Genomic DNA, 25,519 nt, shown 5'->3' on the forward strand with positions numbered 1-25,519 from the left:
CATGGCGAAAAGCCGATAGGGGCGCTGGCGACTGCTAGCCAAGGAGTGCCCCGATGTCCGCTTCCACCGTCCCCGCCCCACGCCCGCCGCTCCGCGTCGCGCTCGCCGGGATCGGGGTCGTCGGCGGCGGCGTCGTCCGCCTGCTCGAGGCCAATCGCGACCTGATCGCGCGCCGCGCCGGACGCCCGGTCGAGATCGTCGCGATCTCGGCGCGCGACCGCCACCGCGACCGCGGCATCGACCTCGCCCGCTATCGCTGGGAAGACGACATGGGCGCGCTCGTCGCGGCCGACGATGTCGACGTCGTGGTCGAAATGATCGGCGGCGCCGATGGCGCGGCGCTGACGCTGGCGCGCCAGACGCTCGGCGCGGGCAAGGCGCTTGTCACCGCGAACAAGGCGATGATCGCGCACCACGGCCTCGACCTCGCCCGGTTGGCCGAGGAAAAGGACACGCCGCTGAAATATGAGGCCGCCGTCGCCGGCGGCATCCCGGTGATCAAGGCGATCCGCGAGGGCGCGTCGGCGAACGAGATCGCGCGCGTCTATGGCATCCTCAACGGCACCTGCAATTATATCCTGACGCAGATGGAGCGGAACGGCGCGAGCTTCGCCGAAGCGCTCGCCGCGGCACAGGCCGAGGGCTATGCAGAGGCCGACCCGACCTTCGACGTCGACGGCATCGACGCCGCGCACAAATTGTCGATCCTTGCCGCGCTGTGCTTCGGGACGAAGCTCGACATCGATGCGGTGACCGCCGACGGCATCCGCAATCTGACCGCTGCCGACATCCGCGAAGCCGAAGCCCTCGGGCATCGCGTCCGCCTGATCGGCATGGCCGAGCGCGACAGCGGAGAAAACGGAGGGGGCCTCTACCAGCACGTCCAGCCGTGCCTCGTCCCGTCCGACCATCCGCTCGCTTATGTTCCGGGCGCGCTCAACGCTGTCGTCGCCGAGGGCAATTTCGTCGGCCGCCTGTTCTTCGAAGGCGCCGGCGCCGGCGCGGGACCGACGGCGTCGGCGATCGTCGCCGACATCATCGACATCGCGCGCGACGAATATGGCCCCGCCTTCGCGATGCCCGTCGATTCGCTCGACCAAGCCCCGGCAGCCGACGCGGGCGCGCGGATCGGCAAACATTATGTCCGCCTGATCGTCGAGGACCGCATCGGCGTGCTCGCCGAGATCGCCGCGGCGATGCGCGATGCCGGCGTCTCGATCGAAAGCCTCATCCAGCGCGGCGGCGACGACGAGGACAGCGTCATCATCGTGCTCGTCACCCATGAAGGCCCGGCAAACGCGATCCACGCCGCGCTCGGCATCCTCGCCGCGTCGGACCATGTCGTCGGCACGCCGATGCACATGCCGATCCTCGCGCTTTAAGGTTCGGCTTCTTCGGGCACCGGCGTCCCCGTATCGGGATCGGTCGCACGCTTCGCCATTTCATAGAGCGCATTATATTCGGGCCCGGGCGGATAGCCTTTGCCCAGCGCCACCCAATTATAGGGCAGGCGGTCGAACATCATCCCCTGCGCCTCGGCGCGCGGCAGTTTAGGCCGGGCGTCGCGACCGACCCCCGCGATCGCACGGAGTTCGGGCGACAGCCGATGCCGCTCCGTGTCGGTGCCGCACACGGTGATCGACCCATCGTCGGCCGGTTTGCAGCGCCGGATCGGGTCGACCATCTCCTTGGCATTGGCGGCAGCGGTTTCGGCATCGCGCGGCGGCGCGGGCGGCCCCTGCACCTGCGCGGCCGCCATCCCCGCCATCGTCATCGCGATGACACAGGATGCGGCAAAAGCGGCGCCGAATCGGGCGAAGCATCCTCGACAAGCGGTGCGGCCGGCCATATGGCGCGCACCATGCCCGACGGGGGCGGCAAGGCAATAGCAAAGACGGAGAGTAGCGGGATGACGAACAGCAGCAACCTCGACCGGGTCCTCGTGCTCGAAATGGTGCGCGTCACCGAAGCTGCGGCGATCGCGGCGGCGAAGCTGATCGGGCGCGGCGACGAGAAAGCCGCCGATGCCGCGGCGGTCGAAGCGATGCGCACCGCGTTCAACACGCTCTATATGGATGGCACCATCGTCATCGGTGAAGGCGAACGCGACGAGGCGCCGATGCTCTATATCGGCGAGAAGGTCGGCAACGCGCCCGGCAAGGGGCCGAAGATCGACATCGCGGTCGACCCGCTCGAAGGCACGACGATCACCGCCAAGGCGGGCCCCAATGCGCTCGCGGTGCTGGCGATCGCCGAGGAAGGCTGCCTGCTCAACGCCCCCGACGTCTATATGGACAAGCTCGCGGTCGGCGCCGGCTATTCTCCCAACGTGGTGAATTTCGACAACAGCATCCGCGAGAATGTCGAGGCGGTGGCGCGCGAGAAGGGCTGCGGCCCCGAAGACATCATGGTGTGCGTCCTCGACCGTCCGCGCCACGAGGCGATGATCGCCGAACTGCGCGCGCTGGGCTGCGGCGTCGCGCTGATCCCCGATGGCGACGTCGCCGGGGTGATCGCGACGACCAACCCCGAGACCAACATCGACATCTATATGGGATCGGGCGGCGCGCCAGAGGGCGTGCTCGCCGCGGCGGCGCTGCGCTGCGTCGGCGGCCAGTTCAAGGGCCGGCTGCTGTTCCGCAACGACGACGAACGCAAGCGCGCCGCCAAATGGGGCGTCGAGGATCTCGACCGCGTCTATGACCTCGAAGATCTTGCCAAGGGCGACGTGATCTTCGCCGCGACCGGCGTCACCGACGGGTCGCTGCTGCGCGGCGTCAAGCACCGCCGCGACGGCGTGATGACCACCGAAACGGTGGTCATGCGCGCCTCGTCGGGAACCGTGCGCTGGGTGAAGGGCGAACATCGGGCAGGCTGACGCCGGCGCCGGTCTGGCTACTCCGCGTCGCCGTCGTCCTTTGGCCGGCGGATTTCGCTGACGAGCAGCTTGTCGATCTTGCGGCCGTCCATGTCGACGATCTCGAAGCGCCAGCCCTTGTCGCTGAAATGCTCGCCCTCCTCGGGCAAGCGCTTCAGAATGGCAAGCGCGTGGCCGGCGGCGGTCGCATAGTCGCGGTCGTCCGCCAGTTCGATTCCCAATCGCTCGGCCATCTGGTCGGCGGGCATCGATCCCGCGATCAGCAGGCTGCCATCGTCGCGCTCGACGACGAAGGGTTCGCTGCCGATATCCTGGTCCGACGCGAATTCGCCGGCGATCGCCGCGAGCAGGTCGGCGGGGGTCACCAGCCCTTCGAAATGGCCATATTCGTCATGGACGAACAGCATCGGCACATCGGCGGCGCGCAGGCTTTCGAGCGCGTCCATCGCGTCGATCTGGTCGTGGATGACCTTGGCCGGGCGGGTCAGCGTTTCGAGGTCGAGCGCCTCGCCCCGAAACAGCGCCGCCGCGATATCGCGCGCCTGCACGATGCCGACGATCTCGTCGACCGAACCGCGCGCGACGGGGATGCGCGTGTGCGGGGTTTCGAGCAGCTTGGCGCGCACCATGTCGGCGTCCGACGCGATGTCGATCCAGTCGACATCCTTGCGCGGCGTCATCACTTCGCGCACCGGACGGTCGGCCAGCCGGACGACGCCCGAGATGATCGCGCGCTCGCTTTCCTCGATCACCCCCGACTTCGACGCCTCGGCGACGATCAGGTGCAGCTCCTCGGCGGTCACCCGGTCTTCCGATTCGCGGTTGAGGCCGAGCAGGCGGAACACCAGCGCCGAACTGTTATCGAGCAGCCAGACGAGCGGCGCGGCGATTCGCGACAGCCAGTACATCATCGGCGCGACGATGATCGCGATCCGTTCGGGGGCGCGAAGCGCAAATTGCTTGGGCACCAGTTCGCCGGCGATCAGCGAAGCATAGGTGGTGAGTGCGATGACCAGCGCGAAGGCCACCGACAAGGCGGTTTCCGCGTCGAAGCCGAACAGCGCCTGCAGGCGCTCGGCCACCGGCTGGCCGAGGCTGGCACCCGAATAGGCACCGGTCAGCACGCCGATCAGCGTGATGCCGACCTGCACGGTCGAGAGAAAGCGGCCGGGGTCCGATGCGAGCTGGCGCGCGATCTTCGCGCCGCGGCTGCCGCGCTTTTCGGCGGCCTGCAAGCGCGGGTCGCGCGACGAGACGATCGCGAGTTCGGACATGGCGAAAACGCCGTTGAGGAGGATGAGGATCAGGATGATCACGACATCCGACCAGGGAAAAGGGGTCATTGGGCGGTCGTACGGCGCGTCGGCGCCCGGCCCCTGTCAGCTTCGGTCATGCCTTCCTATAGGCGAAAGCGAAGCCCGTGCACAATGGGATCGCAGCGATCCGGTTCGGGGAGCATTGCTGCGGCCCGGCTCAGGCGCCGTTCAGCATGATTTTGGAACCAGTTGGCGGGCCATATGTTATCGGCGTATCGGGCGGCCATCGCAGGACCGGGTCGGGCCGCCAAGCTAGGGAGCGAAAAGATGAAGACCAATATGATCAAGCTCACCCTCCTCGCGAGCATCGGCGCGCTGTCGCTGAGTGCCTGCGTCACCGATCCGGTGACCGGCGAGAAGAAGATTTCGAAGGCCGCGATCGGCGGCGTCGGCGGCGCGCTGGGCGGCTATCTGCTCGGCGACCTGATCGGTGGCAAGAACAGCCGTACCGAGGAAATCGTCGGCGCGGGCATCGGCGCGGTCGCCGGCGCGGGCGTCGGCTATTATATGGACCAGCAGGAAAAGAAGCTGCGCGAACGCACCGCCGGCACCGGCATCGACGTCGAACGGCAGGGCGACCAGCTCGTGCTCAACATGCCCGGCGACGTCACCTTCGACTATAACGGCGCGCTGGTGAAATCGCAGTTCCGCAGCGCCCTCGACAATGTCGCATCGACGCTCGCCGAATATCCGAGCACCTATATCGACATTTATGGCCACACCGATTCGACCGGCAGCGACAGCTATAACCAGGGCCTGTCCGAACGCCGCGCCGCGTCGGTCGCCGACTATCTGGGCGGCCGCGGCATTCAGCGCGCCCGCATGGCGACGATGGGTTATGGCGAATCGCAGCTCAAATGTTCGCCCGAACGCAGCGAGGCCGATTATCAGTGCAACCGCCGCGTCGAAATCCGCATCGCACCGGTGACGCAGGCCGATGTGAACGCCGCACGCTGATCTCCACTCCCGTGGACAGGAAAGGGCGTCGCCTGCGGGCGGCGCCCTTTTTTCATCCCTTTTCTATGCCAGGCTGGGAAAACTGGCCTTCAGCCCGTCGATCAGGAACTGCACCGCGAGGGCGGCGAGCAGCACGCCGAGCAGCCGGGTGATCAGCGCCTCGCCCTTGTTGCCGATCAACCGCATCAGCGGCCCCGCAGACAGCAGCGCGGCAAGCGTCAGCAGCAGCACGAGAAGCAACGCCCCGAAGATCACGAAGGCGCGGTCGAGCCCGTTGTTTTGCGCCACCAGCAGCATCACCGACGCGATCGATCCGGGCCCGGCGATCATCGGCATCGCCATCGGAAAGACCGACACATCCTCGATCTCCGGGGTCGCCTTGACCTTTTCGGCCCGCTGCTCGCGCCGTTCGGTGCGCTTTTCGAACACCATGTCGATCGCGATGATGAACAGCATGATGCCGCCTGCGATGCGAAAACTGTCGAGGTCGATATGCAGGAAGCTGAGCAGCGCTTCGCCGAACATCGCGAAAAAGACCAGGATGGCGCCCGCGATGATCACGGCGCGGATCGCCATCGACCGGCGCTGCTCGGCATTGGCGCCTGTCGTCAGGCTGGCATAGATCGGCGCACAGCCCGGCGGATCGATGATCACGAACAGCGTCACGAAGGCCGAGATGAAAAGGTCGAGCATCAGCGGGGCGCCGCCGCGACGCGATCGTCGATCACCGGTTGCATCGCAGCGCCGTCCCACATCCGCACCGTGACGCGGCGCGATCCGTCGGCGGCGACGCTCGACGTCCAGCTCAAAGTCTGGTCGGGCGAAACGCCAACGACCATATCGCCGCCTTCCTCGCCCGCATCGACCGCGACCCCGGGACGCGAACCGCATTTCGCCTGCTTCGCTTCGATGAAATCGGGCGCAACGCGCGGCGTCGTCAGCGTGTCGCCATGGTCGAGCACCCAGCGTATGCGGCCCTTCTTGGGATCGCGCCGCCAGACGGTGGTGAAATAGCCCTGCGCGCCGCCCTTCTGCCACGCGCCGGTGGTGGCGCCGCTATGGCCGTCGCAACTGATATAGACGGCGTGCGGCTGCCATTTGACCGCCTCGGCCGGGTCCTTCTGCGATTTGAGCCAGTCCAGCGCGACGACGCGCTGCGGCACGAACATCACCGCATCGGGCGCCGCGGTTTCGCGGAACGCCGTCCACTGGCCCTTTTCCTGCGCCAGCCGGGCAAAGGCGATTTCGGCGGCGATATAGGCGCTGGGGTTCGGGGCCAGCGGCCGGTCGCGCTCGCGCGCTGCTGCGCCGCCGACCGCGATCGCCGACGACAGGAGCGCGGCGATCAGCAGGCGGCGCATCAGAAACCCTCCGGATCGGCGAGCCCGGCGCGGCGATGCGCGGCGACGAGCGTGTTGCGCAGCAGGCAGGCGATGGTCATCGGGCCGACGCCGCCGGGCACCGGGGTGACCGCCGCCGCGACCGTCGCCGTGCTCGCATAGTCGACATCGCCGACCAGCCGGCCTTTCGCGGCGCCCTCGGCGGGCGGCAGGCGGTTGATGCCGACGTCGATCACCGTCGCTCCGGGCTTGATCCAGTCGGCCTTCACCATCTCCGGCCGCCCGACCGCGGCGACGACGATATCGGCGCGGCGCACCACGTCCGCGAGGTCTTTGGTGCGGCTGTGCGCGATGGTAACAGTGCAATTGGCGCCGAGCAGCAGCGCCGCCATCGGCTTGCCGACGAGGATCGAGCGACCGATCACCACCGCGTCCTTGCCCGAAAGGTCGCCGAGCCGATCCTGCAACAACAGCAGGCAGCCATAGGGCGTGCACGGCACCATCCCGGCGATGCCGAGCGCGAGGCGCCCGGCGCTGACCGGGGTCAGCCCGTCGACATCCTTGTCGGGATGGATCGTCGCCACCGCCGCCTGTTCGTCGAGATGGCCGGGGAGCGGCAATTGCAGCAGGATGCCGTCGACGCTGTCGTCGGCATTGAGCTGGCGCAGCAGCGTTTCGACCTCGTCCTGCGTTGCGGTCGCGGGCAGGCGATGCTCGAAGCTTGCCATGCCGGCGGCGACCGTCGCCTTGCCCTTCGATCCGACATAGACGGCGCTCGCCGGATCGTCGCCGACGAGGACGACCGCAAGCCCGGGCACGCGGCCCGCCGCGGCGGCGAAAGCGGGAACCGCGTCGGCGATCCGCGCGCGCAGGCCGGCGGCGAACGCCTTGCCGTCGATGACCTCAGCGGTGGTCATCTCAGGCCACTCCGGCGTTCATGCCGAGTTGATAGAGGTAGGAGATCACGGGCCCCTGCAGGATGATGATCAGGATCAGCACGACCATCGGCGTCAGGTCGAGCCCGCCGAAATCGGGCATGATCCGCCGGAACGGACGATAAAGCGGCTCGGTGATCCGTTCGAGCACATGCCAGAGCTGCGCCACGAAATCATTGTGGGTGTTGATAACGTTGAAGGCGATCAGCCACGACATCACCGCCTGCACGATGATGATCCACCACAGGACGTTGAGGATGATCGACAGGATTTGCAGCAACATTACGTACATCAAGGTCTCCGGCCGGGCTGGTGTCGGGTCGTAGCCCCTCCTAGCGGTGAATGAGCGTGCCTGCACCCCTGGCGGTGAAAATTTCGAGCAGCATCGCGTGCGGGATGCGTCCGTCGAGGATGACCGCCGCCTCGACCCCGGCATCGACCGCGGCGACGCAGGTTTCGACCTTCGGGATCATGCCGCCGGTGATCGTCCCGTCACCCTTCAGCGCCTCGATCGCCGGGCGGTCGAGGTCGGTGAGCAGCGCCCCCGACTTGTCGAGCACGCCCGATACGTCGGTGAGCAGGAAAAAGCGCTTCGCGCCCAGCGCGCCGGCGATCGCCCCCGCCATCGTGTCGGCGTTGATGTTATAGGTCGCGCCGTCAGCGCCGAGGGCAACGGGTGCGATCACCGGGATGAAATTATCCTTGGTCAGATTGACGAGGATCGTCGGGTCGACCGCCACCGGCTCGCCGACGAAGCCGAGGTCGACATGGCGCTCGATCCCCGAATTGGGGTCGGGCTCGCTGCGATGGACCTTTTCGGCAAGCACCAGATTGGCGTCCTTGCCCGAAATGCCGACCGCGCGGCCGCCGAGCCCGGCGATCCAGCCGACGATTTCCTTGTTGATCTTGCCCGCCAGCACCATTTCCGCGACCTCGGCGGTCGCGGCGTCGGTGACGCGCAGCCCGCCGACGAACTGCGATTCGATGCCGAGCTGTTTCAGCATCGCCCCGATCTGCGGCCCGCCGCCATGGACGACGACCGGATTGATGCCGACCGCTTTCAGCAGCACGACATCCTCGGCAAAATCGCGCTGCGCTTCGGGGTCGCCCATCGCGTGGCCGCCATATTTGATCACGAAGGTCTCGCCGGCATAGCGCTGCAGATAGGGCAGCGCCTCGACGAGCGTTTCGGCCTTGGCGAGCAGGTCGGGCATTTTCGAAGGATCAGTCACAGGGGTCATTCCGCATTCTTTGTATCGAGGCGGCGGCCGATCGCGACCACCGCCATCACGAGCAGCGGCACCATTACCGCCGACAGCACCACCTTGGCGATCATCTGGCCGAGCATCAGGTCGCCGATCGGCCGCACGCCATAGAAGCTGACGGTGATGAAGATCAGCGTATCGATGATCTGGCTCAATGCCGCCGCGACGAATCCGCGCAGCGGCAGGAGCCGCCCGTTGTTCGCGGTCATCCGCGAGAAGAGCCAGACGTTGAGGCTGACCGAGACGCCATAGGCGAGAATGCCCGCCGCCATCATCCGCCAGCCCTGGCCGACGATGATCGGAAAGGCTTCCTTGGCGGGCTCGTACATCCCCGCGTCGGTCGGCAGTTGCAGCACGAACACGGTGAGGATGATCGCGAGGATCAGCGGGATGAAACCCAGCCGCACCAGCCGGTCGGCGACGACGCGCCCGTGAAGTTCGGCGATGCCGCTCGAAATGGCGATCAGGGTCAGGAAGGGAAAGATGCCCGCCTCGACCGCCAGCGGCCCGAGCGCGACCTGCTTCGCGCCGAGGAAACCGCCGAGCGGAACCATGCCGCCATAGAGGATCGCAAAGAGCAGCAGGGAGGGCGCGATGACGCGCGGAGAGCCTTGTTCCATCGGCGCCGCTTAATCGGTTTTGCGGGCGCTGGAAAGATGCGCGCTCAATCGGACGGATTATCCTTGCCATCGGGCGGATTATATTTTTGCAGGAAGTTTTCCATTGCCGTCAGCAGCGTCATCCGGTCGGCCTCGCGACTGAAATAATGGTCGGCAAGCGGCACCGAGACGAACTCGACCGCTTTTCCCGCCTTCGTCATCGCGGCGTGCATCTTCACCGACTGGACATGATCGACGGTCACGTCCTTCCTGCCGTGGATCAACAGCAGCGGCGCCTTGATCCGGACGATCGCGTTGATCGGCGACACGGCGGCAAAATCGGGCGTCATCTTCTCCCACTGGCCGCGATAGAGGCGGCCGCGCGTGCTGCGGGCGAAATCGTTGACCTCGCGCCGCAGGTTGGCGACGCCGGCGATCGAAATGGCGCAGCGATAGAGATCGGGATCCTTGGCGATGCCCCACATCGCCGCGTAACCGCCATAGGATCCGCCGACGATGCAGACGCGTTTCGGATCCGCGATCCCTTCCTTCACGGCCCACTCGACACCGTCGCTGACATCGTCCTGCATCGCAAAGCCGAGCTGCCCCTGCCCGGCGCGTTCGAAAGCCGCCCCGTAACCGGTCGAGCCGCGGAAATTCGGCTGGAGAACGCCATAGCCGCGCTCGGCCAGGAACTGCGCCCAATAATCATAATCCAGCGCGTCGTGCGCCCAAGGCCCGCCGTGCGGCATGACGATGAAAGGCAGCGCCTTTGCGGTGCGATGGCGGGGCAAGGTGAGCACGCCTTCGATCGCAAGGCCGTCGCGGGCCTTGTATTGCACCATTTTTGCCCGTGACAGCCGCTTGCTACCGATCGCCTCGTTCATCTCCGCCAGTTTGGCAAGATGGCCCGAGGCGGTGTCATAATAGAATAAAAGGCCCGGATTTTCGGGCGTACTGACCCTCACGAGCATCTTCGCGAGGTCCTGGCTGTAACTTTCGATCCGGACGACAGCCATCGGCGCGCGTCCATCGAGCTCCTGCTGGTGCGCCGCCATGACGGGATCGAGCCAGTGTACCGGCCGCGCCGGGTCGTTCGTATAGACGCCAAGCAGCTTCGACCCGTCAACGGACAGCGCGAGGCGCTCGATACTGGCGCCTTTGGCGGCATAGACGGTGCGAACATGCCGTCCGGTGACAAGGTCGACTTCGGTTACGACTGATCGCCCGTCTTCACCGTCGGTGACGGCGAACCCGTTGTCGCCGCCCGGAACGAACAGGAACGGGACGACCAGTTCCTCCTCGTCACGCAATCGCGCGCGGTCGACCCACTGGAAGCCGTCGCCCGCGACAGGCCGATAGAGCAGCGCCGCCTTCGTCGTTTCGTCGCGGTAATGGATACCGTAACGGACGTGGCCGAGATGATCGGCGCCCCAATCGGACACGCCCTCGCGCGCCTTTGTTTCGAGCCGCTTGCGCCCGGTCGTCACGTCGACGCGATAGACCGCGGGCCAGAATTCCAGCGAGCTGTATATGGAGTCTTGCCCCGCGACGAGGATTTCGGTGCTGCCGTCGGTCGGGATCCAGAGCAGGTCCGCCGCATTTTGCCCGTTCAACTCCCACAATAGCTTGGTCGCACGGCCCGTCGTGCGGCTGATCGCGACGAGGCGCGAGATATACCATCGATCGCCCGTCACCATCTGCATCGCGGTGACGCCCGCGATGACATTGTCGTTGCCGACCCAGCGCAGCCAGCGGACCTCGGTCTCCTCGGGGAGCTTGACCATCACCGCGGTGCGGAAATCGCTACCGATCTCATGCATGACGATGCGCTGTTCGCCACCGACCGCGAAGAGCCCGGCCAAATGCTTGCCGTCGGGCGACAATTGGGCGCCTTCGACGAACGGCAGCCCGGCGAAAGCCTGTGTCGGCAGCGGCGCGGTGGCGGCCGGTGCAGGGGCAGGTGGTCCGGGTTCCGCCGCCACTGTCGACATCATGCTCGCCAATAGGCCCGTCAGAACCAGCAACCGCCACATCGTCATCCCCCTCCAACAGCCTGTAACTACAAACCAATTCACCGCCCGCCAAGCCTGATCGCGCAACGCGCCCCGCCGCGATTTCCTTGCCCCGCCGCCAAAGCCCGTTAGACAGGCGGCATCATCTTGGCGGGGACGCAGCGGATTATGGAACGGTTTATCGGATTGCTCGGCATCGTCGCACTGCTGGCGATCGCGCTGCTGTTTTCGTCGAATCGCCGCTGGATCCGCCTGCGCGTCGTCGTGCCCGCCTTTCTGCTGCAGGCCGGTTTCGCGCTGCTGGTGATCGGAACGCCGTGGGGCCGCGCGATCATCCAGGCGATGTCGAGCGGCGTGTCGAACCTGCTCGGCTATGCCAAGGCGGGGACCGATTTCATCTTCGGGCCGCTCGCGTCGCCCGAAATCGGCGCCAACAGCTTTGCGATCGCGGCGCTGCCCGTCATCATCTTCTTCGCCTCGCTGATCTCGATCCTCTATTATCTCGGCATCATGCAGCTGGTGATCAAATGGGTCGGCGGCGCGATCCAGAAGATCACCGGCATCACCAAGGTCGAAAGCCTCGGCGCCGCGGCGAATATTTTCGTCGGCCAGAGCGAAAGCCCGCTCGTCATCCGTCCCTATCTGGCGGGGCTGACGCCGTCGCAACTGTTCACCGTGATGACCGTCGGCATGGCGGGGGTCGCGGGGACGATCCTCGGCGCTTACGCCAGCATGATCGGCGAGCAATTGCTGCCCTATCTGCTCGCAGCAAGCTTCATGTCGGCACCGGGCGGCATCTTGATGGCAAAGATCATGATGCCCGACGATCCGAAAGATATCGGCATCGAACCGGTGATCATGCCCGAGGCGAGCCACGACGAGGAGCGCCCGGCGAACATCATCATGGCGGCGGCGCAGGGCGCACAGACCGGGGTCAAGCTAGCGGTCGCGGTCGGCGCAATGGTGCTCGCCTTCGTCGCGCTGGTCGCCCTCGCCAACGGGCTGCTCGCGGGCATCGGCGGCTGGTTCGGCTATCCCGACCTGTCGTTCCAGGCGGTGATCGGCGCGATCTTTCGCCCCGTCATGTGGCTGATGGGGGTCCCATGGGATGAAAGCGCCGCGGCGGGCGGGTTGTTCGGGACCAAGGTCGTGCTCAACGAATTCGTCGCCTTCATCGATCTCGGCAAGGTGCAGGGCGATTTGTCGGCGATCTCGGTCGCGATCGCGACCTTTGCGCTGTGCGGCTTTGCCAATTTCTCGAGCATCGCGATCCAGATGGCGGTCACCGGCGGACTCGCGCCGAACCAGCGCCCGATGATCGCGCGGCTGGGACTGAAGGCGCTGCTCGCGGGCAGCCTGTCGAACCTGATGTCCGCGGCGCTGGCAGGACTGATGCTCGGGCTGATGTAGCCGGATTGCAAATCGGGCCGGTGTGACGTAGCCTTGCCCGGGACCAGCAGTGACCTTTGGCAGGGAAAGGTTTTGCGGTGATGCGACTTTCATTCCCATGGAAAGCGGCGGCAGGAATTGCCCTGATCGCCGGGAGCGGCATGCTGACCACCAGCACGGCGCAGACCCCCGACGAACGGCGGTACCGGCCGCCCGAAGCCACCATCTATCGCGATGCCGCCTACCGCGGCCCCGCGGTGTTCATCGGCGAGGCGAAGTCCAACCTCGGCCTCGCGTGGCCGGTCAATTCGATCCGCGTCGCCAGCGGCCGCTGGGAATTATGCGAAAAAACGCGCTATCGCGGTACCTGCCGGACGGTCGAGCGCGACACGCCGATGCTCGGCAACGTCCTGCGCGGGCTGACCATCCAGTCGATCCGCCCGGTCGGGTCGGGGGGTGGCGGCTGGAACCCGAACCCGCCCGCGAACGATCAGGTCGTGCGCGGCAATTTCGCCGAATTCCATACCCAGCCCGGCACCGGCGGTTACCGCGTCCTCGCCTGCGCCAACGGGTCGTCGACCGCCAATTGCGCCGCGCGCACCGCCGACACCTGGTGCCGCTCGGTGGGCTGGAACGGCTCGGCGCGCGAGCATATGGAGACGGTCGCCAACCGCGTTTATCTGGCCGACGTGCTGTGCGTCCGCTCGGGCTATTGACGATGCGCCGCTCCGCCCCCCTCGCCCTCGCCGCCGCCACGCTCATGCTGGCGGCCTGCGCCTCCACCCCGGCCCGTACCGGAACATCCTATGATTGCGACCGCGGAACGCGGCTGGTGGTCAACTATCTGCCCAATGCCGCGATCGTCCGCGTCAACGGACGTCAGACGATGACCCTGCGGTCGACGCCGGCAAATATGGGCCAGATCTACGAGAACAAGAGCGGCGCCCGGCTGCACCGCACCGGCAACAGCGTGACATGGAATACCGCGCTGCGCTCGGCGCCCGAAAGCTGCCGCGTCGCGATGCGTCCGCTCTGAAAAAGGGGGATGGGCCGCCGGTAAAGGCCGGCGGCCCTTTCAAAGATCCATCTGTGCAAAGGCTGCGCGGACTTCGGCCACGAACAGGTCGGGCTGTTCCCACGCGGCGAAATGGCCGCCGCGAGCCGCTTCGTTCCAATAGACGATGTTGCGGTATCGCCGTTCGGCCCAGCGCCGCGACAGGCGCATGATCTCGTTCGGGAACAGGCTGCAACCGGTCGGCACGTCGATCTCGCCCGCCGCGAACCGGCGGAAGCTGTGCCAATAGAGCCGCGCCGACGAGGCGGCGCTGGCGGTCAGCCAATAGAGGCTGATCGTGTCGAGCATCGCATCCTTCGACACCGCCTGTTCGGGATGGCCGCCGATCGACTGGCCGCCGGGCTGATGCCCGCAATCGGTCCAGCCGTGGAATTTCTCGGCGATCCACGCCATCTGCCCGGCCGGGGAATCGGTGAGCGCATAGCCGATCGTCTGCGGCCGCGTCGCCTGCTGCGTCGAATAGCCATTGTCCTTGGACTGATACCAGCCGAAGCGCGCGAGATAGAGCTTCTCTTCGTCGCTGAGGTCGTTCATCAGATCGGGCGGCGGCGCGCCGGTGACCATGTTGACGTGGATGCCCGCGCAGTGACCCGCGTGGTGCATGCCGATCGCCGAGGTCACCGCGCTGCCCCAGTCGCCGCCCTGCGCGAAATAGCGGTCATAGCCGAGCGCCCGCATCAGCGCGTCCCACGCGGCGGCGATATGCTCGACATCCCAGCCCGGCCGCACCGGCTTGCCCGAGAAGCCGAAGCCGGGAAGCGACGGGATGACGAGATGATAGTCGGCCGACAGCGGTTCGATGACATCGAGAAATTCGAGGACCGACCCCGGCCAGCCATGCGTCAGCACCAGCGGCCGCGCGGCGGGGTTGTCCGAGCGGATATGGAGGAAATGGATATCGAGCCCGTCGACCGCGGCCAGAAAGTTGGGCCAGGTGTTGAGCCGAGCCTCGATCCGCCGCCAGTCATATTCGTCGCGCCAGTAGGTGGCGAGTTCGCGGGCATAGGCGAGCGGGATGCCCTGATCCCAGTCGTCGACCGTTTCCTTCTCGGGCCAGCGGGTGCGCGCCAGCCGGTCGCGAAGATCGTCGAGCGCGTCCTGCGGCACCTCGACGCGGAACGGGCGGATATGTTCGACGTTCATCACCTTCCCCCTTTTGCGGTGTTCAGGGCCGCGCCGGCGCCTTGCAGCCGCGCTGCAGGCCGATGCCTTTCAGGAAGCCGCGGCGCACCGTCCCGGCATAGACCGCAAAGGCATAGCGGCGGCGTTCGGCATTGGCGCCGGTGACCTCGCCGATCAGCCCGCCGAACGGGATGATCGATCCCGCCACATTGCCCGCGACGCGGCCGGCGGTTTCCTCGCGCTTCTTGCCGAGGCTCTTGTCGACCTGCTCGTTGACGTCGGGGCCGAGCACTTCGTTGAGTTCGGTCACTTCGCGGATGATCGCGGCGCATTTGCCGAGCCCGGCGAGCGAATAGGGATCGTCCTGGATCGCCAGCAGCTTTTCGGGGACTTCCTTGCCGTCGAAGGGTTCGGTCACCGAATCGGCGGTTTTCTTGACCGTCGATTCCTCGGGTGACCCCTGTTGCGCATAAAGCGGCGCGGCGGATGTTACGACAAGCAACGAAAGCGTGAAGGCAATTTTGCGGTGCATGATCGGCTCCCCTTGCGGCGCCGGAGGACGCCTTGTCTTGCAAACGCCCGCCGGCCGTTTCGGCTCCGTTCAATCGCCGACCGCCGCCACTCTGTGCAATGACACAGTGATCGTCCAGCCATAAATGCCGGGCGGCGCGCGCGCCCGCTTTCCGTCACCGCGTCGGCACGGGCTCCGGCCCCGTCCAGTCGTAGAAGCCGCGCCCGGCCTTTTTGCCGACCCAGCCCGCCTCGACATATTTGACGAGCAGCGGCGCGGGACGGAATTTCGGGTCGCCGGTGCCGCTGTACAGCACGCGGATGATCTCGAGGCAGGTGTCGAGGCCGATGAAGTCGGCGAGCGTGATCGGCCCCATCGGATGGTTGAGGCCGAGGCGGCAGCCGGTGTCGATGTCCTGCATCGACGCAACGCCTTCGCCCAAGGCAAAGACCGCCTCGTTGATCAGCGGCATCAGCACGCGGTTGACGATGAAGCCCGGCGCGTCGTTGGCATGGACGATTTCCTTGCCGAGCCCACGCCCGAACGCCTCGACCGCCACCAGCGTCGCATCGCTGGTGGCGAGGCCGCGGATCAGTTCGATCAGGCCCATCACCGGGACCGGATTGAAGAAATGAACGCCGATGAAGCGCGCGGGGTCGTGCGCCGCCTGCGCGAGGCGGGTGATCGGAATCGAGCTGGTGTTGGTCGCGAGGATCGCGGTGGCCGACAGATGCGGACCGACGCTGGCGAAGATCGCGCGCTTGATTTCCTCGCGCTCGGTCGCTGCCTCGATCACGAGGTCGGCGGGGGCGAAGGCGCTGTGATCGGCGACCGGCGTGATGCGGCCAAGCAGGGCGTCGGCATCGGCCTGCGTCATCTTTTCCTTGGCGACGAGGCGGCCGAGCGCCTTGGCGATGCCGGCCTTGCCGGCTTCGGCGCGCGACATGTCGATGTCGGACAGCAGCACATCGTGCCCGGCGCCTGCCGAAACCTGCGCGATGCCCGCGCCCATTTGCCCTGCCCCGATGACGCCGACGATCATATGCTGCCCTTTCGCTATATCCTGCCCGTGCCCCTACGGCTTCGGCCAGAAGCGTCAAGTGTCAGCGTCGAGGGGACCGTCAGGGGGCCGAGCGGAACTCGGTCGCGGCCGCAAGGATCAGCGCGAAGGCAGGATCGGCGTCGTCCCATGTCGCCAGCGGGGTCCAGCCGCCGGCGCGAAGCAGCAGGTTCGCGTCGCGCGGGCCATATTTATGGCTGTTCTCGCTGTGGATCGTCTCCCCCTTCGCCATATGATAGCGCTGGCCGTCGACGGTGAAATCCATGTCGCACGCGGCGACAAGATGCATTTCGATCCGCGCATGGACATCGTCCCAGATCGCGCGATGCGAGAAATTCTCGACCGGGATGGTGCCGCCGAGTTCGCGGTTGATGCGTTCGAGCAGATTGAGGTTGAATGCCGCGGTCACCCCGGCCGGATCGTCATAGGCACGTTCCAACGTGCCGATATCCTTGATCCGGTCGATCCCGATCAGCAGCAGCGATTCATCGCCGAGCGCCTCGCGCCAGTTGCGGAGCAGGTCGATCGCGGTGCGCGCAACCATGTTGCCGATCGTCGAGCCCGGAAAGAAGCCGAGCTTGGGCAGCGGACAAATCTCGCGCGGTAGCGCGACGCGCTGGGTGAAATCGGCCTCGACCGGATAGACCGGCAGCCCCGGAAAGCGCGCCGCGAGCGCGAGCGCGCTGTCGCGGAGGAAGTCGCCCGAGATATCGACCGGGACATAAGCGGCGGGTTCGATCGCGGCGAGCAGCAACGGCGTCTTGGTCGAGCTGCCCGACCCGAGCTCGACCACCGCGCGGCCGGGCCCGATCGCCGTCGCCATCGCGGCGGCATGGCGGCGCAGCAGGCCGGTTTCGCTGCGCGTCGGATAATATTCGGGAAGCGCGGTGATATCCTCGAACAGCGCCGAACCGGTCGCGTCGTAGAACCAGCGCGCCGGGATCGCCTTTTGCCGCTGCGCGAGGCCCGCGTGGACGTCGGAGCGAAAGGCGATATCGATCCCCGCATTATCGGCGGAAATCTGCCGAAGTTGACGCACAACGCCCATAGCTAAATATCCTTGGCCAAGCGCACGCCGGTGAATTGCCAGCGCTGGTGGGGGTAGAAGAAATTGCGATAGCTGGCACGGCAATGGCCGCGCGGCGTCGCGCAGCTGCCGCCGCGCAGCACGAACTGCCCGCTCATGAACTTGCCATTATATTCGCCAACTGCGCCGGGCGCGGCGCGAAAGCCGGGATAGGGGCGATAGGCGCTGCCGGTCCATTCCCACACGCTGCCGAACATCTGTTGCAGATCGGTGTCGCCGTCGCTCGTACCGCCTGCCGGCTGGACCGGCCCCGCGCGGTCGAGTTGCTGGCCCGACGCGGGATCGAGCACCGCCGCCGCGGCCTCCCATTCGATCTCGGTCGGCAGCCGCGCGCCCGCCCATGTCGCGAAGGCGTCGGCCTCGTAAAGGCTGATATGGGTTACCGGCGCGGCGGGATCGATGTCCTGCCACCCCGACAGGGTGAACTGGCGCCCGCCGTCCCAATAGGCGGGCGCGTCGATATCTTCGCCCTGCACCCACCCCCAGCCGTCGCTGAGCCACAGCGACGGCGTGTGATAGCCGCCGTCGTCGATGAACTGCTGCCACTCGTCGTTGCTCACCGGCCGGCTGGCGAGCGCATGCGGGTTAAGAAGTGCGGAAAACTGCGGAATTTCACAGTCGAACGCAAAATCTTCACCCGCATGGCCGATCTGCACGACGCCCTCGGCGCCCTTGATCCAGCGCATCGGGCCGGCATCGGCCGAAGCCGCGGAAATCTGCGCAACTTCATTCGCGATTGGGTCTTTTTCCCACACCGCAGGACCGAGCGGGTTCTGCGCGAAGAGGTGCTTCACATCGGTGAGCAGTAGTTCCTGATGCTGCTGTTCGTGGTGGATGCCGAGCGTGACGAGCCGCTGCGCGGCAAGTGGCAGGGCAGGGAGCGCGCTTTGCAGCGCTGCGTCGACATGCGCGCGCCAGATGCAGATTTCGTCGAGCGACGGACGGGTCAGCAGGCCGCGCTGCGGGCGGGCGTGGCGTGGACCTTCGGCCTCGTAATAGCTGTTGAAGAGATAGGGGTAGCGGCTGTCGAACAGGCGGTAGCCGGGAAGGTGATCGCGCAGCACAAAGGTTTCGAAGAACCACGTGGTGTGCGCGAGATGCCATTTGGCGGGCGACGCATCGGGCATCGACTGCGCGCTGGCGTCAGCATCCGAAAGCGTCCGCACCAGATCGAGCGACAGGCGCCGCGTCGTAGCGAAGCGGCTGGTCAGCGCCATCATCGCGTCGGTGCCGGTGGTCAGGGGCAAAGCGTCGTTCTGGCTGGCCATATCGAGACAATCCCCCGAAGCGCGATTCGGTTTCGCGAGGGGAGGAATATGATGGCGCCAGAACAGATTGTCTAGAACATTAAGGGAACATTCTCGACCTCGTCATGCCGGACTTGATCCGGCATCCGTTCTTCCGGCGTTTTAGTGGACCCCGGATCAAGTCCGGGGTGACGAAGTTTCAGGATCAGCGCGTTGCGCCGGGTTTCCAGAGGATGTCGCCGCCCGCCGCGGCATTGAGGTGGCGGGTGAGGACGAAAAGATGGTCCGACAGGCGATTGAGATAGGTGAGCGCGAGCGGGTTGAGGTCGCGCTCTCCGTTCGCGGCGACCGCGGCGCGTTCGGCGCGGCGCGTCACCGCGCGCGCGAGGTGGAGCCGCGCCGCCGCTTCGGTGCCGCCGGGCAGGATGAAGCTTTTGAGCGCGTCGAGCCCGTCGTTCATGCCGTCGATCTCGTCCTCGAGCCGGGCGATTTGGCTGGGCACGATGCGCAGTGCCATCTCGTGCGGGCCGAAACCGAACTGGATGTCGGGCGGGGTCGCAAGGTCGGCGCCGAGGTCGAACAGCTCGTTCTGGATGCGCGAGAGCATCGCCGCCTCGTCGCTCGCGCCGTCGAGCGCGGCGGCGGCGATCCCGATCGCGCTGTTCGCTTCGTCGACGTCGCCGATCGCCGCCATCAGCGGCGCCGACTTGGCGATGCGCGAGCCATCGACGAGGCCCGTCGTGCCGTCGTCGCCGGTGCGCGTATAGATCTTGTTGAGCTTGACCATCTTATCTGCCTAGCGGCGGCGAAGCCCTAGCTGCCGGCGGCGAAGGCACCGATCAGAATGAGCAGCACGATGGTGATCGCCTGCCACTTCACGCGCGCCATCATCATCTTGTTCTGCATCACCTGATTCTCGCGCACCGTGCCGTCGATCTGGGCGCGATGTCCCTGCGAGAAATAGAAGAGACCGCGCGCGAGCGAGAAAAGGACGAAGCCGGCGGCGACCACGACGCCAAGGACAAGCAGGAGTTCCATGCCCCCTATTTAGGGCATTTGCAGCGAATAACCAGTGGGAAGCCGTCCGGCGCGCAAATCGGCGGCGAGCGCCGGGCCGTCGATGCCCGCATCGCGAAAAGCCGCGAGCGACGCAGCCGCGTCGCGCTTGGCGAGGCGCCGCCCGTCGGGGCCGCAAACAAGCGCGTGGTGGCGATAGAGCGGCGTCGGCAGGCCAAGCAGCGCCTGCAGCAGCCGGTGGACGTCGGTCGAGGCAATCAGGTCGGCGCCGCGGATGACGTGCGTCACCCCCATGGCGGCATCGTCGAGCGTGCTCGCGAGATGATAGCTCGCCGGCGCATCCTTGCGCGCGAGAACGATATCGCCGTGCGCCTGGCTGTCGGCGGCGCGCCTGCCCTGTCCCGCTTCCTCCCAGTCGAGGTCGCCCGCGAGCGCGGCGGCGGCCGCCATGTCGAGGCGCCAGCAATGCGGCTCCGTGGCCATCCGGCGGTCGCGCGTCGCCGCGTCGAGGTGACGGCAGGTGCCGGGATAGATCGCACCGGCCGAGCCGTTCGGCGACCCGTGCGGCGCGGCGAGGCTCGCGGCGATGTCGGCGCGCGTGCAGAAACAGGGATAGACGAGGCCGCGGCTGCCGAGGTCGTCCAGCGCCGCCGCATAGGTGCCGAGCCGTGCCGACTGGCGCACCGCTTCGCCGTCGTGATCGATCCCGAGCCAGGCGAGATCGGCGAGCGACGCGGCGACATAATCCTCGCGCGAGCGGCTGCCGTCGATATCGTCGATGCGGATGCGGAATTGCCCGCCGGCGGCGCGTGCGGCGTGGTGCGCAAGCGCCGCGCTATAGGCGTGGCCGAGGTGGAGATCGCCGGTCGGGCTGGGGGCGAAACGCGTCAGCATCGCCGCGTCATGAATCCATATGCTGTGCCGAGTCAAAGGCAATCGATCCATATCTTGCGGGCACAAGCCCCCTTGACGTCAGAATCTGATGCGGCATGTAATGATGGTGTCATGCAGGAACGGCAGTGGCGCGCCATCCCGCGAACATAGGGGGCAGCGTTACCAAGCCATGTTCCATCCCGATCTTGCCCGGCATCCCGATAGCTGTCCGGCCCTCGTCCTCAACGCCGATTATACGCCGCTCAGCTACTATCCCCTGAGCCTCTGGCCCTGGCAGACCGCGGTGAAGGCGGTGTTCCTCGACCGCGTCACCATCGTCGAAAATTACGAGCGCGAGATCCATTCGCCGACGCGGACGATGGCGATCCCGAGCGTCATTGCGCTGCGCCAATATGTGAAGCCGTCGGAGCATCCGGCGTTCACGCGCTTCAACCTGTTCCTGCGCGACCGCTTCGCGTGCCAATATTGCGGGTCGGGCAAGGACCTGACTTTCGACCATGTCGTGCCGCGCCGGCTGGGCGGGCGCACGACGTGGGAAAATGTCACCACCGCCTGCGCGCCGTGCAACCTCAAGAAGGGCGGGCGGACGCCCAAACAGGCGCATATGCCGCTCTATCGCCAGCCCTGGCGCCCGACGAGCTGGCAGCTGCAGGACAATGGCCGCGCCTTCCCGCCCAATTATCTGCACACGAGCTGGATCGACTGGCTGTACTGGGACGTCGAACTCGAAGGCTGACGCGTTCCGGCCGAGCAGTCGTGAAGGCTGCGACCGCTTTATGTCCCCTTCTGGCCGAAAGCAGACGGGCAGCTTTTCTGCGAGAATCCACGCAAGCCGACATCGACCACCGCCGAGCCGTAAGGACGTGGAATAACGCGACACAGGCTCGCAGCTTTGACCGCGTGTTCGCCCTCGATGCGCCTGAACCCGAAAAGGGCTTCTGGAAGCGGTCAGCCGTTAAACGCCGCGATGTTCATCGCGAAAGTGCCCGCACGGAAGGCCGCGATATAGCCCAGATCCTCGGCGCCCGCGAAAATGTTGACGTCCGGGCCGAAGCTGCCCAGCAGCCAGCGGATGATCGTCACCGAACTCGCTTCCCAATAGAGCATGTCTTCGGGGATGCGCGAGGCGATGCGCCACACGGCGTCGCGGTTCCAGTCGCGTTCGTCGTTCGCGCTGTTGCCGCTCGAGAAGAGGCCGTCTTCCTCGATCATGATCTTCCAGGCGCCCGCCTCGACCATTGCCTCGCACTCGCGGATCATCTTGTCGGCGCTGATCTTGCCGCGGTCGCCGGGGCTCCATCCGGTGATCTCGGGCTTGGCCTTCATCCCGAGCGCGTTGACCGCCTTCACCAGATTGACCTTGTCCTGCACCGAGATCGAAACGAGCGCCGACGATAGTTCGACGATGTCGAAGCCCAGCTCCTTCGACTGTTCGAGATAGCGATGCACCGCGACTTCGCCGAGCGGCAACACCGTTTCGATCAGCCCGCCGGTCGATACCTCGATCGCATTGGCGTGGAGATAGGCGTTGATTTCCTTGACGGTGTCGCGGCTGAGCAGGCGCTGGGTACCGCAGGTCCATTTGACGCTGTCGATAAAATCGCCCAGTCCCTCGACGATCCCCGTGAGCTGGGAGAGCGAATAGGCGGGCGAGCGGATTTCGGTGAGCCCGACCGTCCGAGGCTTGGGCTTCGGTTCTATGATCGGCACGATGTCGCTGAACGCACGCTCCGTTGCGTCGGTCATGCTTTTCTGCTCCTGAAGCGGGCGCTCGATATTCATTGATTTTCTTTCTCAGGCGCCGCCGACGGCTTCACCGTCGACAGCAGCGCCAGCCCGATGGCCAGCAGGACGATCACCGGCACGAAACCGGCTTGTTGGGATTGGGTGGCTGCGGTCGCCCAGCCGATCGCGAGCGGCGCGAGCCAGGCGGTGACGGTGCCGGCCATCGCATAGAGGCCGAAATAGGCCCCCGCCTCGCTGGCGGGGCTCAATGATGCGAGCAGCGCACGGCTCGACGCGGTGGTGCCGGAGGTCAGCCCGGTCATCGTGAGCAGCAACGCGAGGAAGACGATGTCGGTGACCCGCGCGAACACCGGCCCGTCCCAAGCGAGCGGGCCGCCATCGAGCCGCACGAAGAAGATCGTATCTGGAGATGTGCCGACGATGACGAGCAGCGCGACGATCATGCCGCTGAGCATGATCTGCAACGTCCGCTTCGACCCGATGCGCATATCGAGCCGCGCGAGGAAGAAGGCGCCGGTCGCAGCGGCCGCGAGCTGCCCGATGCCGAGCAGCAGCAGCTCGGTCGCGCTCCACCCCATCACCCCGCCTGCGAGCACCCCGGTGAAGATCGAGATGGCGGTGATACCGTCGGCATAGATCATCCGCGCGAGCAGGAATTTCGCCGCATTGGGCCGCGCTTTCAGATGCCGCGCGAGCCCGCCGAGATAGGCGAAAGCGCCGCCAAACGACGCGCTCCAGCTTTTGTTCGTCGGCGGATAGTCGCGCGCATAGAGCAGGAGCGGCACGCTGGCCGCGACGAGCAGCAGCGCAGCCATGATGGGGACGATACGCAGATGCTGGAAGCTTTCGGTGTCGAGCCCGAACAGCGGCGCCTCCGGCCGCACGAGCGCGAGCAGGATGAAGATGAGGAACAGGAAACCGCTCGACGAGCCGATCGTGATCGAGAGGCCCGAGAGCCGTGCCATCGACCCGCCCGACGCCGCGACGGCGAGAAGCGAATTATGGAGCATCTCGGTATAGGTGTAGAAGAGCTTGCCGAACACCAGCAGCGTCACGATCACGGCGATCGGCAGCCCGGCACCGCCCGGCTCGGCGAACCAGAGCGCGGCGACAACCCCGACGAGGATGGCCATGAAGGCGACGATCCACGGCTTGCGCCGCCCGCGCTGATCGAGCAGCGCGCCGAGCAGGGGCGCCGTGCAGGCGGCGGCAAAGCCCGCATATTTCGCGAAGTTCGCGACCTCGGCCTGCCCCGCGACCGCGTCACCGACGACCGTCTTGGCGAAATAGGGCATGAAGACGACGCCGAGCATCACGACATAAGGGATACGCCCGCCCTCGAACAGCGCCCAGGCAAGGCCCGGACGATCGAGCCGCGCGGGTGCGGCGGCGGCGGGCGCGATCTCGGGCACGGTCGTGCTGGCCATCAGGCGGCTCCCATCGCTTCGCGGTCGTGGAACGGGTTGTCGACGACGTGCGCCTTCACATCGAGCAGCATGGTCTCGCGCTTTTTCGCGGTATAGGCAGGCCAGCGCGGCAGCAGCGCGTTGTCGGGTTTGCCGTGGCGCGCGAAACTGGCCCAGGTGCGGCCCATGATCCGGCTCATCTCCGCAACGTGCGGCGAGTCCGCGAACCATGGGGTGCGGCTCATCTCGGTGAGATTGGCATAATTGCCCATGACGAGCGGGACGTCGGTCGCGTGCCCCGCGCCGCGCGGCCCGTCGGTCGTGCCGCCGGCATAGGTCATCACATAGACGAAGGTCGGCGCCGCCTTCGCCGACGCCTTGGCATCGGCGAGCTTGTTCGAAAGATAGCGCCAGCTGCCCGCAGTTTCGACGCGCACCATGAGCGCGCCGGGCGAAAGGTCGGGCCAGACCTTCCTGTAATGCGCGAGGATCGTGTCGGTGCGGTCGCCGAGCTTGACGAAGGGGCCGTCGGCGAGGCGCGCATGCACCTCGGCAGCGCTCATCGCTTCTAGCTGCTTCAGGCCCTCGGGCCCCTGATAGCCGGCGATCGGTTCGTCGAGCGTGCTGCCGATCATGACGGGGATCGCCCCGGACGCGCCCGCCGCGACCGCGGCACCGGGGTGCTGGAGCAGGGTCACGCCGTCGACGAGCGGCTGCGGGCCGCCGCCGCCGCCATAACCGCCCTCAGGGTCCTGTCCCGCCTTCGACAGCGCCGCGACGGCTTCGAGGATCGGTGCGGCGGGCATGGTCAGAAGTTCGCGTGCACGGGAGTGGTCGAGGCCAAGCTTTGCAAGCAGACGCTCCGTATAGGCGGTCGCAGCCGGCCGCTCGATCGCGGTCGAGAGCGCGCCGCTCATCACGATGGCGCGGTGGAACAAGCCCTTCGCCGCAGGCATCGCAAGCAGGTGGCTGATCTTCTTGCCGCCGCCCGAGACGCCATAGATGGTGACGCATCCGGGATCGCCGCCGAACGCCGCGATATTGTCCCGTACCCATTGCAGCGCGAGGATCAGGTCGAGATTGCCGGCGTTGCCCACGGCATAGTCGCCGCCGAGGATATCGCCGAGATAGAGATAGCCGAGCGGCCCGATGCGGTGGTTGAGCGAGACAACGACGACATCCTCGGTCCGCGCGAGATGCGTGCCGTCGCTCGACGCCCCCGACCCCGATCCGGTGCGGAAGCCGCCGCCGTGGAGATAGACCATCACCGGGCGCTTCGCGGCGTCGGTGGCCGGGGCCCAGATGTTGAGGACAAGGCAATCCTCGCCGCCGGTGGCGCCGCGCGCGCCGAGCTGCGGGCAGCCCGGTCCATAATTCGCCGCGTCGATCACTGCGCTGCGTGCCCGATACGGCTTGGGCGGCAGGAAGCGCGCCGCACCGCCAGTCGGCTCGCCATAGGGGATGCCCTTGAAGATGCGGACGCCGCCGTCGCTGGTGCCGCGCACCTTGCCCGAGGTGGTTTCGACGATGCCGATATCGCTGCCCATTGCCCCGTTCGCCACCCCGATCGCCGCCATGCCCGCCGCGCCCGCAAGGAAACGGCGGCGGATGAGGGGAAGAACCCATGGCAATGTTGACCTGTCTGTCATCGGCCCTTCCC

27 protein-coding genes are annotated in these 25,519 nt (G+C 66.5%); 7 read left to right on the forward strand and 20 right to left on the reverse strand.

All coding sequences use genetic code 11. The annotated features are described in order from the left end of the window. The first annotated feature begins 53 nt into the window (after nt 1-53). Entirely contained in the window at nt 54-1,382 is a 1,329-nt protein-coding gene (locus tag LH19_RS22415; RefSeq protein ID WP_054731923.1) for a homoserine dehydrogenase, read from the forward strand. On the opposite strand, the gene LH19_RS22420 is transcribed toward LH19_RS22415, so the two are convergent. Continuing rightward, nucleotides 1,379-1,849: a hypothetical protein gene (locus LH19_RS22420; protein ID WP_054731924.1), complete on the reverse strand. Its 471-nt coding sequence runs from the start codon at nt 1,847-1,849 to the stop codon at nt 1,379-1,381. The genes LH19_RS22415 and LH19_RS22420 overlap by 4 nt on opposite strands. Before the next feature lie 60 nt (nt 1,850-1,909). On the opposite strand from LH19_RS22420, the gene glpX reads away from it, so the two are divergent. Further along, nucleotides 1,910-2,878, forward strand: a complete 969-nt coding sequence (gene glpX / locus LH19_RS22425) for a class II fructose-bisphosphatase (protein WP_054734150.1) — start codon at nt 1,910-1,912, stop codon at nt 2,876-2,878. Nucleotides 2,879-2,895: 17 nt separating this feature from the next. Here the strand turns inward: glpX and LH19_RS22430 are convergent, their stop codons facing one another. Continuing rightward, a complete protein-coding gene (locus tag LH19_RS22430; protein ID WP_054731925.1) occupies nt 2,896-4,221 on the reverse strand; it encodes a hemolysin family protein in 1,326 nt (441 codons plus the stop codon). 240 nt (nt 4,222-4,461) lie between these two features. On the opposite strand from LH19_RS22430, the gene LH19_RS22435 reads away from it, so the two are divergent. Further along, entirely contained in the window at nt 4,462-5,151 is a 690-nt protein-coding gene (locus tag LH19_RS22435; protein WP_054734153.1) for an OmpA family protein, read from the forward strand. A gap of 63 nt (nt 5,152-5,214) precedes the next feature. On the opposite strand, the gene LH19_RS22440 is transcribed toward LH19_RS22435, so the two are convergent. The 7 genes from LH19_RS22440 to LH19_RS22470 are packed head-to-tail and all read right to left on the reverse strand — an operon-like array spanning nt 5,215 to nt 11,326. Further along, nucleotides 5,215-5,844, reverse strand: a complete 630-nt coding sequence (locus LH19_RS22440; RefSeq protein WP_054731926.1) for a MarC family protein — start codon at nt 5,842-5,844, stop codon at nt 5,215-5,217. Beyond that, nucleotides 5,844-6,512: a hypothetical protein gene (locus LH19_RS22445; RefSeq protein WP_054731927.1), complete on the reverse strand. Its 669-nt coding sequence runs from the start codon at nt 6,510-6,512 to the stop codon at nt 5,844-5,846. Before LH19_RS22445 ends, LH19_RS22440 begins: the two co-directional genes overlap by 1 nt. After that, nucleotides 6,512-7,408, reverse strand: a complete 897-nt coding sequence (gene folD, locus LH19_RS22450) for a bifunctional methylenetetrahydrofolate dehydrogenase/methenyltetrahydrofolate cyclohydrolase FolD (protein ID WP_054731928.1) — start codon at nt 7,406-7,408, stop codon at nt 6,512-6,514. The genes LH19_RS22445 and folD overlap by 1 nt, the downstream gene beginning before the upstream one ends. A gap of 1 nt (nt 7,409) precedes the next feature. Continuing rightward, the gene (locus tag LH19_RS22455; RefSeq protein WP_054731929.1) at nt 7,410-7,718 is read right to left on the reverse strand and encodes a YggT family protein; all 309 of its coding nucleotides are present in this window, start codon (nt 7,716-7,718) and stop codon (nt 7,410-7,412) included. A 40-nt stretch (nt 7,719-7,758) separates the two neighbouring features. Then, nucleotides 7,759-8,667: an acetylglutamate kinase gene (argB, locus tag LH19_RS22460; RefSeq protein WP_054731930.1), complete on the reverse strand. Its 909-nt coding sequence runs from the start codon at nt 8,665-8,667 to the stop codon at nt 7,759-7,761. Continuing rightward, nucleotides 8,664-9,311 (reverse strand): queuosine precursor transporter, encoded by a 648-nt coding sequence (locus LH19_RS22465; protein ID WP_054589440.1) that lies wholly within the window; start codon nt 9,309-9,311, stop codon nt 8,664-8,666. Before LH19_RS22465 ends, argB begins: the two co-directional genes overlap by 4 nt. A 44-nt stretch (nt 9,312-9,355) precedes the next feature. Beyond that, nucleotides 9,356-11,326: an alpha/beta hydrolase family protein gene (locus tag LH19_RS22470; protein WP_167346293.1), complete on the reverse strand. Its 1,971-nt coding sequence runs from the start codon at nt 11,324-11,326 to the stop codon at nt 9,356-9,358. Between the two features lie 147 nt (nt 11,327-11,473). On the opposite strand from LH19_RS22470, the gene LH19_RS22475 reads away from it, so the two are divergent. The 3 genes from LH19_RS22475 (at nt 11,474) to LH19_RS22485 (ending at nt 13,730) form a co-directional block, all read left to right on the forward strand. Further along, the gene (locus LH19_RS22475) at nt 11,474-12,715 is read left to right on the forward strand and encodes a NupC/NupG family nucleoside CNT transporter (RefSeq protein WP_054731932.1); all 1,242 of its coding nucleotides are present in this window, start codon (nt 11,474-11,476) and stop codon (nt 12,713-12,715) included. A gap of 80 nt (nt 12,716-12,795) precedes the next feature. After that, nucleotides 12,796-13,410 carry a beta/gamma crystallin-related protein gene (locus LH19_RS22480; protein WP_082396052.1) on the forward strand — a complete coding sequence of 205 codons (615 nt, stop codon included), beginning with the start codon at nt 12,796-12,798 and terminating at the stop codon, nt 13,408-13,410. Between the two features lie 2 nt (nt 13,411-13,412). Beyond that, nucleotides 13,413-13,730: an MliC family protein gene (locus LH19_RS22485; protein WP_054589443.1), complete on the forward strand. Its 318-nt coding sequence runs from the start codon at nt 13,413-13,415 to the stop codon at nt 13,728-13,730. A gap of 39 nt (nt 13,731-13,769) precedes the next feature. Here LH19_RS22485 and LH19_RS22490 read toward each other — a convergent pair whose 3' ends face one another. The 8 genes from LH19_RS22490 to gluQRS all read right to left on the reverse strand — a co-directional run bounded on the left by LH19_RS22490 (nt 13,770) and on the right by gluQRS (nt 20,707). After that, complete coding sequence (locus LH19_RS22490; RefSeq protein ID WP_054731934.1) at nt 13,770-14,912, reverse strand: epoxide hydrolase family protein; 1,143 nt, start codon at nt 14,910-14,912, stop codon at nt 13,770-13,772. A gap of 22 nt (nt 14,913-14,934) precedes the next feature. Next, nucleotides 14,935-15,423, reverse strand: a complete 489-nt coding sequence (locus tag LH19_RS22495; RefSeq protein ID WP_054731935.1) for a hypothetical protein — start codon at nt 15,421-15,423, stop codon at nt 14,935-14,937. Nucleotides 15,424-15,577: 154 nt separating this feature from the next. Beyond that, nucleotides 15,578-16,444 (reverse strand): 3-hydroxyacyl-CoA dehydrogenase NAD-binding domain-containing protein, encoded by an 867-nt coding sequence (locus tag LH19_RS22500; protein WP_054731936.1) that lies wholly within the window; start codon nt 16,442-16,444, stop codon nt 15,578-15,580. 79 nt (nt 16,445-16,523) lie between these two features. After that, on the reverse strand, nt 16,524-17,510 hold the full coding sequence (gene egtD / locus LH19_RS22505; protein ID WP_054731937.1) for an L-histidine N(alpha)-methyltransferase: 987 nt from the start codon (nt 17,508-17,510) through the stop codon (nt 16,524-16,526). A 2-nt stretch (nt 17,511-17,512) separates the two neighbouring features. After that, the gene (gene egtB / locus LH19_RS22510; protein WP_054731938.1) at nt 17,513-18,817 is read right to left on the reverse strand and encodes an ergothioneine biosynthesis protein EgtB; all 1,305 of its coding nucleotides are present in this window, start codon (nt 18,815-18,817) and stop codon (nt 17,513-17,515) included. 184 nt (nt 18,818-19,001) lie between these two features. Continuing rightward, nucleotides 19,002-19,583: a cob(I)yrinic acid a,c-diamide adenosyltransferase gene (locus tag LH19_RS22515; protein ID WP_054731939.1), complete on the reverse strand. Its 582-nt coding sequence runs from the start codon at nt 19,581-19,583 to the stop codon at nt 19,002-19,004. Between the two features lie 26 nt (nt 19,584-19,609). Beyond that, a complete protein-coding gene (locus LH19_RS22520; RefSeq protein WP_054589450.1) occupies nt 19,610-19,834 on the reverse strand; it encodes an HIG1 domain-containing protein in 225 nt (74 codons plus the stop codon). A 9-nt stretch (nt 19,835-19,843) separates the two neighbouring features. Next, a complete protein-coding gene (gene gluQRS, locus LH19_RS22525) occupies nt 19,844-20,707 on the reverse strand; it encodes a tRNA glutamyl-Q(34) synthetase GluQRS (RefSeq protein WP_054731940.1) in 864 nt (287 codons plus the stop codon). Between the two features lie 169 nt (nt 20,708-20,876). On the opposite strand from gluQRS, the gene LH19_RS22530 reads away from it, so the two are divergent. Further along, nucleotides 20,877-21,443: an HNH endonuclease gene (locus LH19_RS22530; RefSeq protein WP_054589452.1), complete on the forward strand. Its 567-nt coding sequence runs from the start codon at nt 20,877-20,879 to the stop codon at nt 21,441-21,443. Between the two features lie 212 nt (nt 21,444-21,655). On the opposite strand, the gene LH19_RS22535 is transcribed toward LH19_RS22530, so the two are convergent. The 3 genes from LH19_RS22535 to LH19_RS22545 are packed head-to-tail and all read right to left on the reverse strand — an operon-like array spanning nt 21,656 to nt 25,508. Then, nucleotides 21,656-22,453: a phosphosulfolactate synthase gene (locus tag LH19_RS22535; RefSeq protein ID WP_158514472.1), complete on the reverse strand. Its 798-nt coding sequence runs from the start codon at nt 22,451-22,453 to the stop codon at nt 21,656-21,658. Between the two features lie 32 nt (nt 22,454-22,485). Next, nucleotides 22,486-23,880 carry an MFS transporter gene (locus LH19_RS22540; RefSeq protein ID WP_054731942.1) on the reverse strand — a complete coding sequence of 465 codons (1,395 nt, stop codon included), beginning with the start codon at nt 23,878-23,880 and terminating at the stop codon, nt 22,486-22,488. Then, nucleotides 23,880-25,508 (reverse strand): carboxylesterase/lipase family protein, encoded by a 1,629-nt coding sequence (locus LH19_RS22545; RefSeq protein WP_082396055.1) that lies wholly within the window; start codon nt 25,506-25,508, stop codon nt 23,880-23,882. Before LH19_RS22545 ends, LH19_RS22540 begins: the two co-directional genes overlap by 1 nt. Nucleotides 25,509-25,519 lie beyond the last annotated feature (11 nt).

It is taken from the genome of Sphingopyxis macrogoltabida, from assembly GCF_001314325.1.
GTDB classification, from domain to species: domain Bacteria; phylum Pseudomonadota; class Alphaproteobacteria; order Sphingomonadales; family Sphingomonadaceae; genus Sphingopyxis; species Sphingopyxis macrogoltabida.

Bases quoted from the DNA above. Each gene is read 5' to 3' on its own strand.
- LH19_RS22415 (WP_054731923.1), top strand. From the start codon at position 54: ATGTCCGCTTCCACCGTCCCCGCCCCACGCCCGCCGCTCCGCGTCGCG.
- LH19_RS22420 (WP_054731924.1), bottom strand. From the start codon at position 1,849: ATGGCCGGCCGCACCGCTTGTCGAGGATGCTTCGCCCGATTCGGCGCC.
- glpX (WP_054734150.1), top strand. From the start codon at position 1,910: ATGACGAACAGCAGCAACCTCGACCGGGTCCTCGTGCTCGAAATGGTG.
- LH19_RS22430 (WP_054731925.1), bottom strand. From the start codon at position 4,221: ATGACCCCTTTTCCCTGGTCGGATGTCGTGATCATCCTGATCCTCATC.
- LH19_RS22435 (WP_054734153.1), top strand. From the start codon at position 4,462: ATGAAGACCAATATGATCAAGCTCACCCTCCTCGCGAGCATCGGCGCG.
- LH19_RS22440 (WP_054731926.1), bottom strand. From the start codon at position 5,844: ATGCTCGACCTTTTCATCTCGGCCTTCGTGACGCTGTTCGTGATCATC.
- LH19_RS22445 (WP_054731927.1), bottom strand. From the start codon at position 6,512: ATGCGCCGCCTGCTGATCGCCGCGCTCCTGTCGTCGGCGATCGCGGTC.
- folD (WP_054731928.1), bottom strand. From the start codon at position 7,408: ATGACCACCGCTGAGGTCATCGACGGCAAGGCGTTCGCCGCCGGCCTG.
- LH19_RS22455 (WP_054731929.1), bottom strand. From the start codon at position 7,718: ATGTACGTAATGTTGCTGCAAATCCTGTCGATCATCCTCAACGTCCTG.
- argB (WP_054731930.1), bottom strand. From the start codon at position 8,667: ATGACCCCTGTGACTGATCCTTCGAAAATGCCCGACCTGCTCGCCAAG.
- LH19_RS22465 (WP_054589440.1), bottom strand. From the start codon at position 9,311: ATGGAACAAGGCTCTCCGCGCGTCATCGCGCCCTCCCTGCTGCTCTTT.
- LH19_RS22470 (WP_167346293.1), bottom strand. From the start codon at position 11,326: ATGTGGCGGTTGCTGGTTCTGACGGGCCTATTGGCGAGCATGATGTCG.
- LH19_RS22475 (WP_054731932.1), top strand. From the start codon at position 11,474: ATGGAACGGTTTATCGGATTGCTCGGCATCGTCGCACTGCTGGCGATC.
- LH19_RS22480 (WP_082396052.1), top strand. From the start codon at position 12,796: ATGCGACTTTCATTCCCATGGAAAGCGGCGGCAGGAATTGCCCTGATC.
- LH19_RS22485 (WP_054589443.1), top strand. From the start codon at position 13,413: ATGCGCCGCTCCGCCCCCCTCGCCCTCGCCGCCGCCACGCTCATGCTG.
- LH19_RS22490 (WP_054731934.1), bottom strand. From the start codon at position 14,912: ATGAACGTCGAACATATCCGCCCGTTCCGCGTCGAGGTGCCGCAGGAC.
- LH19_RS22495 (WP_054731935.1), bottom strand. From the start codon at position 15,423: ATGCACCGCAAAATTGCCTTCACGCTTTCGTTGCTTGTCGTAACATCC.
- LH19_RS22500 (WP_054731936.1), bottom strand. From the start codon at position 16,444: ATGATCGTCGGCGTCATCGGGGCAGGGCAAATGGGCGCGGGCATCGCG.
- egtD (WP_054731937.1), bottom strand. From the start codon at position 17,510: ATGGGCGTTGTGCGTCAACTTCGGCAGATTTCCGCCGATAATGCGGGG.
- egtB (WP_054731938.1), bottom strand. From the start codon at position 18,817: ATGGCCAGCCAGAACGACGCTTTGCCCCTGACCACCGGCACCGACGCG.
- LH19_RS22515 (WP_054731939.1), bottom strand. From the start codon at position 19,583: ATGGTCAAGCTCAACAAGATCTATACGCGCACCGGCGACGACGGCACG.
- LH19_RS22520 (WP_054589450.1), bottom strand. From the start codon at position 19,834: ATGGAACTCCTGCTTGTCCTTGGCGTCGTGGTCGCCGCCGGCTTCGTC.
- gluQRS (WP_054731940.1), bottom strand. From the start codon at position 20,707: ATGCTGACGCGTTTCGCCCCCAGCCCGACCGGCGATCTCCACCTCGGC.
- LH19_RS22530 (WP_054589452.1), top strand. From the start codon at position 20,877: ATGTTCCATCCCGATCTTGCCCGGCATCCCGATAGCTGTCCGGCCCTC.
- LH19_RS22535 (WP_158514472.1), bottom strand. From the start codon at position 22,453: ATGACCGACGCAACGGAGCGTGCGTTCAGCGACATCGTGCCGATCATA.
- LH19_RS22540 (WP_054731942.1), bottom strand. From the start codon at position 23,880: ATGGCCAGCACGACCGTGCCCGAGATCGCGCCCGCCGCCGCCGCACCC.
- LH19_RS22545 (WP_082396055.1), bottom strand. From the start codon at position 25,508: ATGACAGACAGGTCAACATTGCCATGGGTTCTTCCCCTCATCCGCCGC.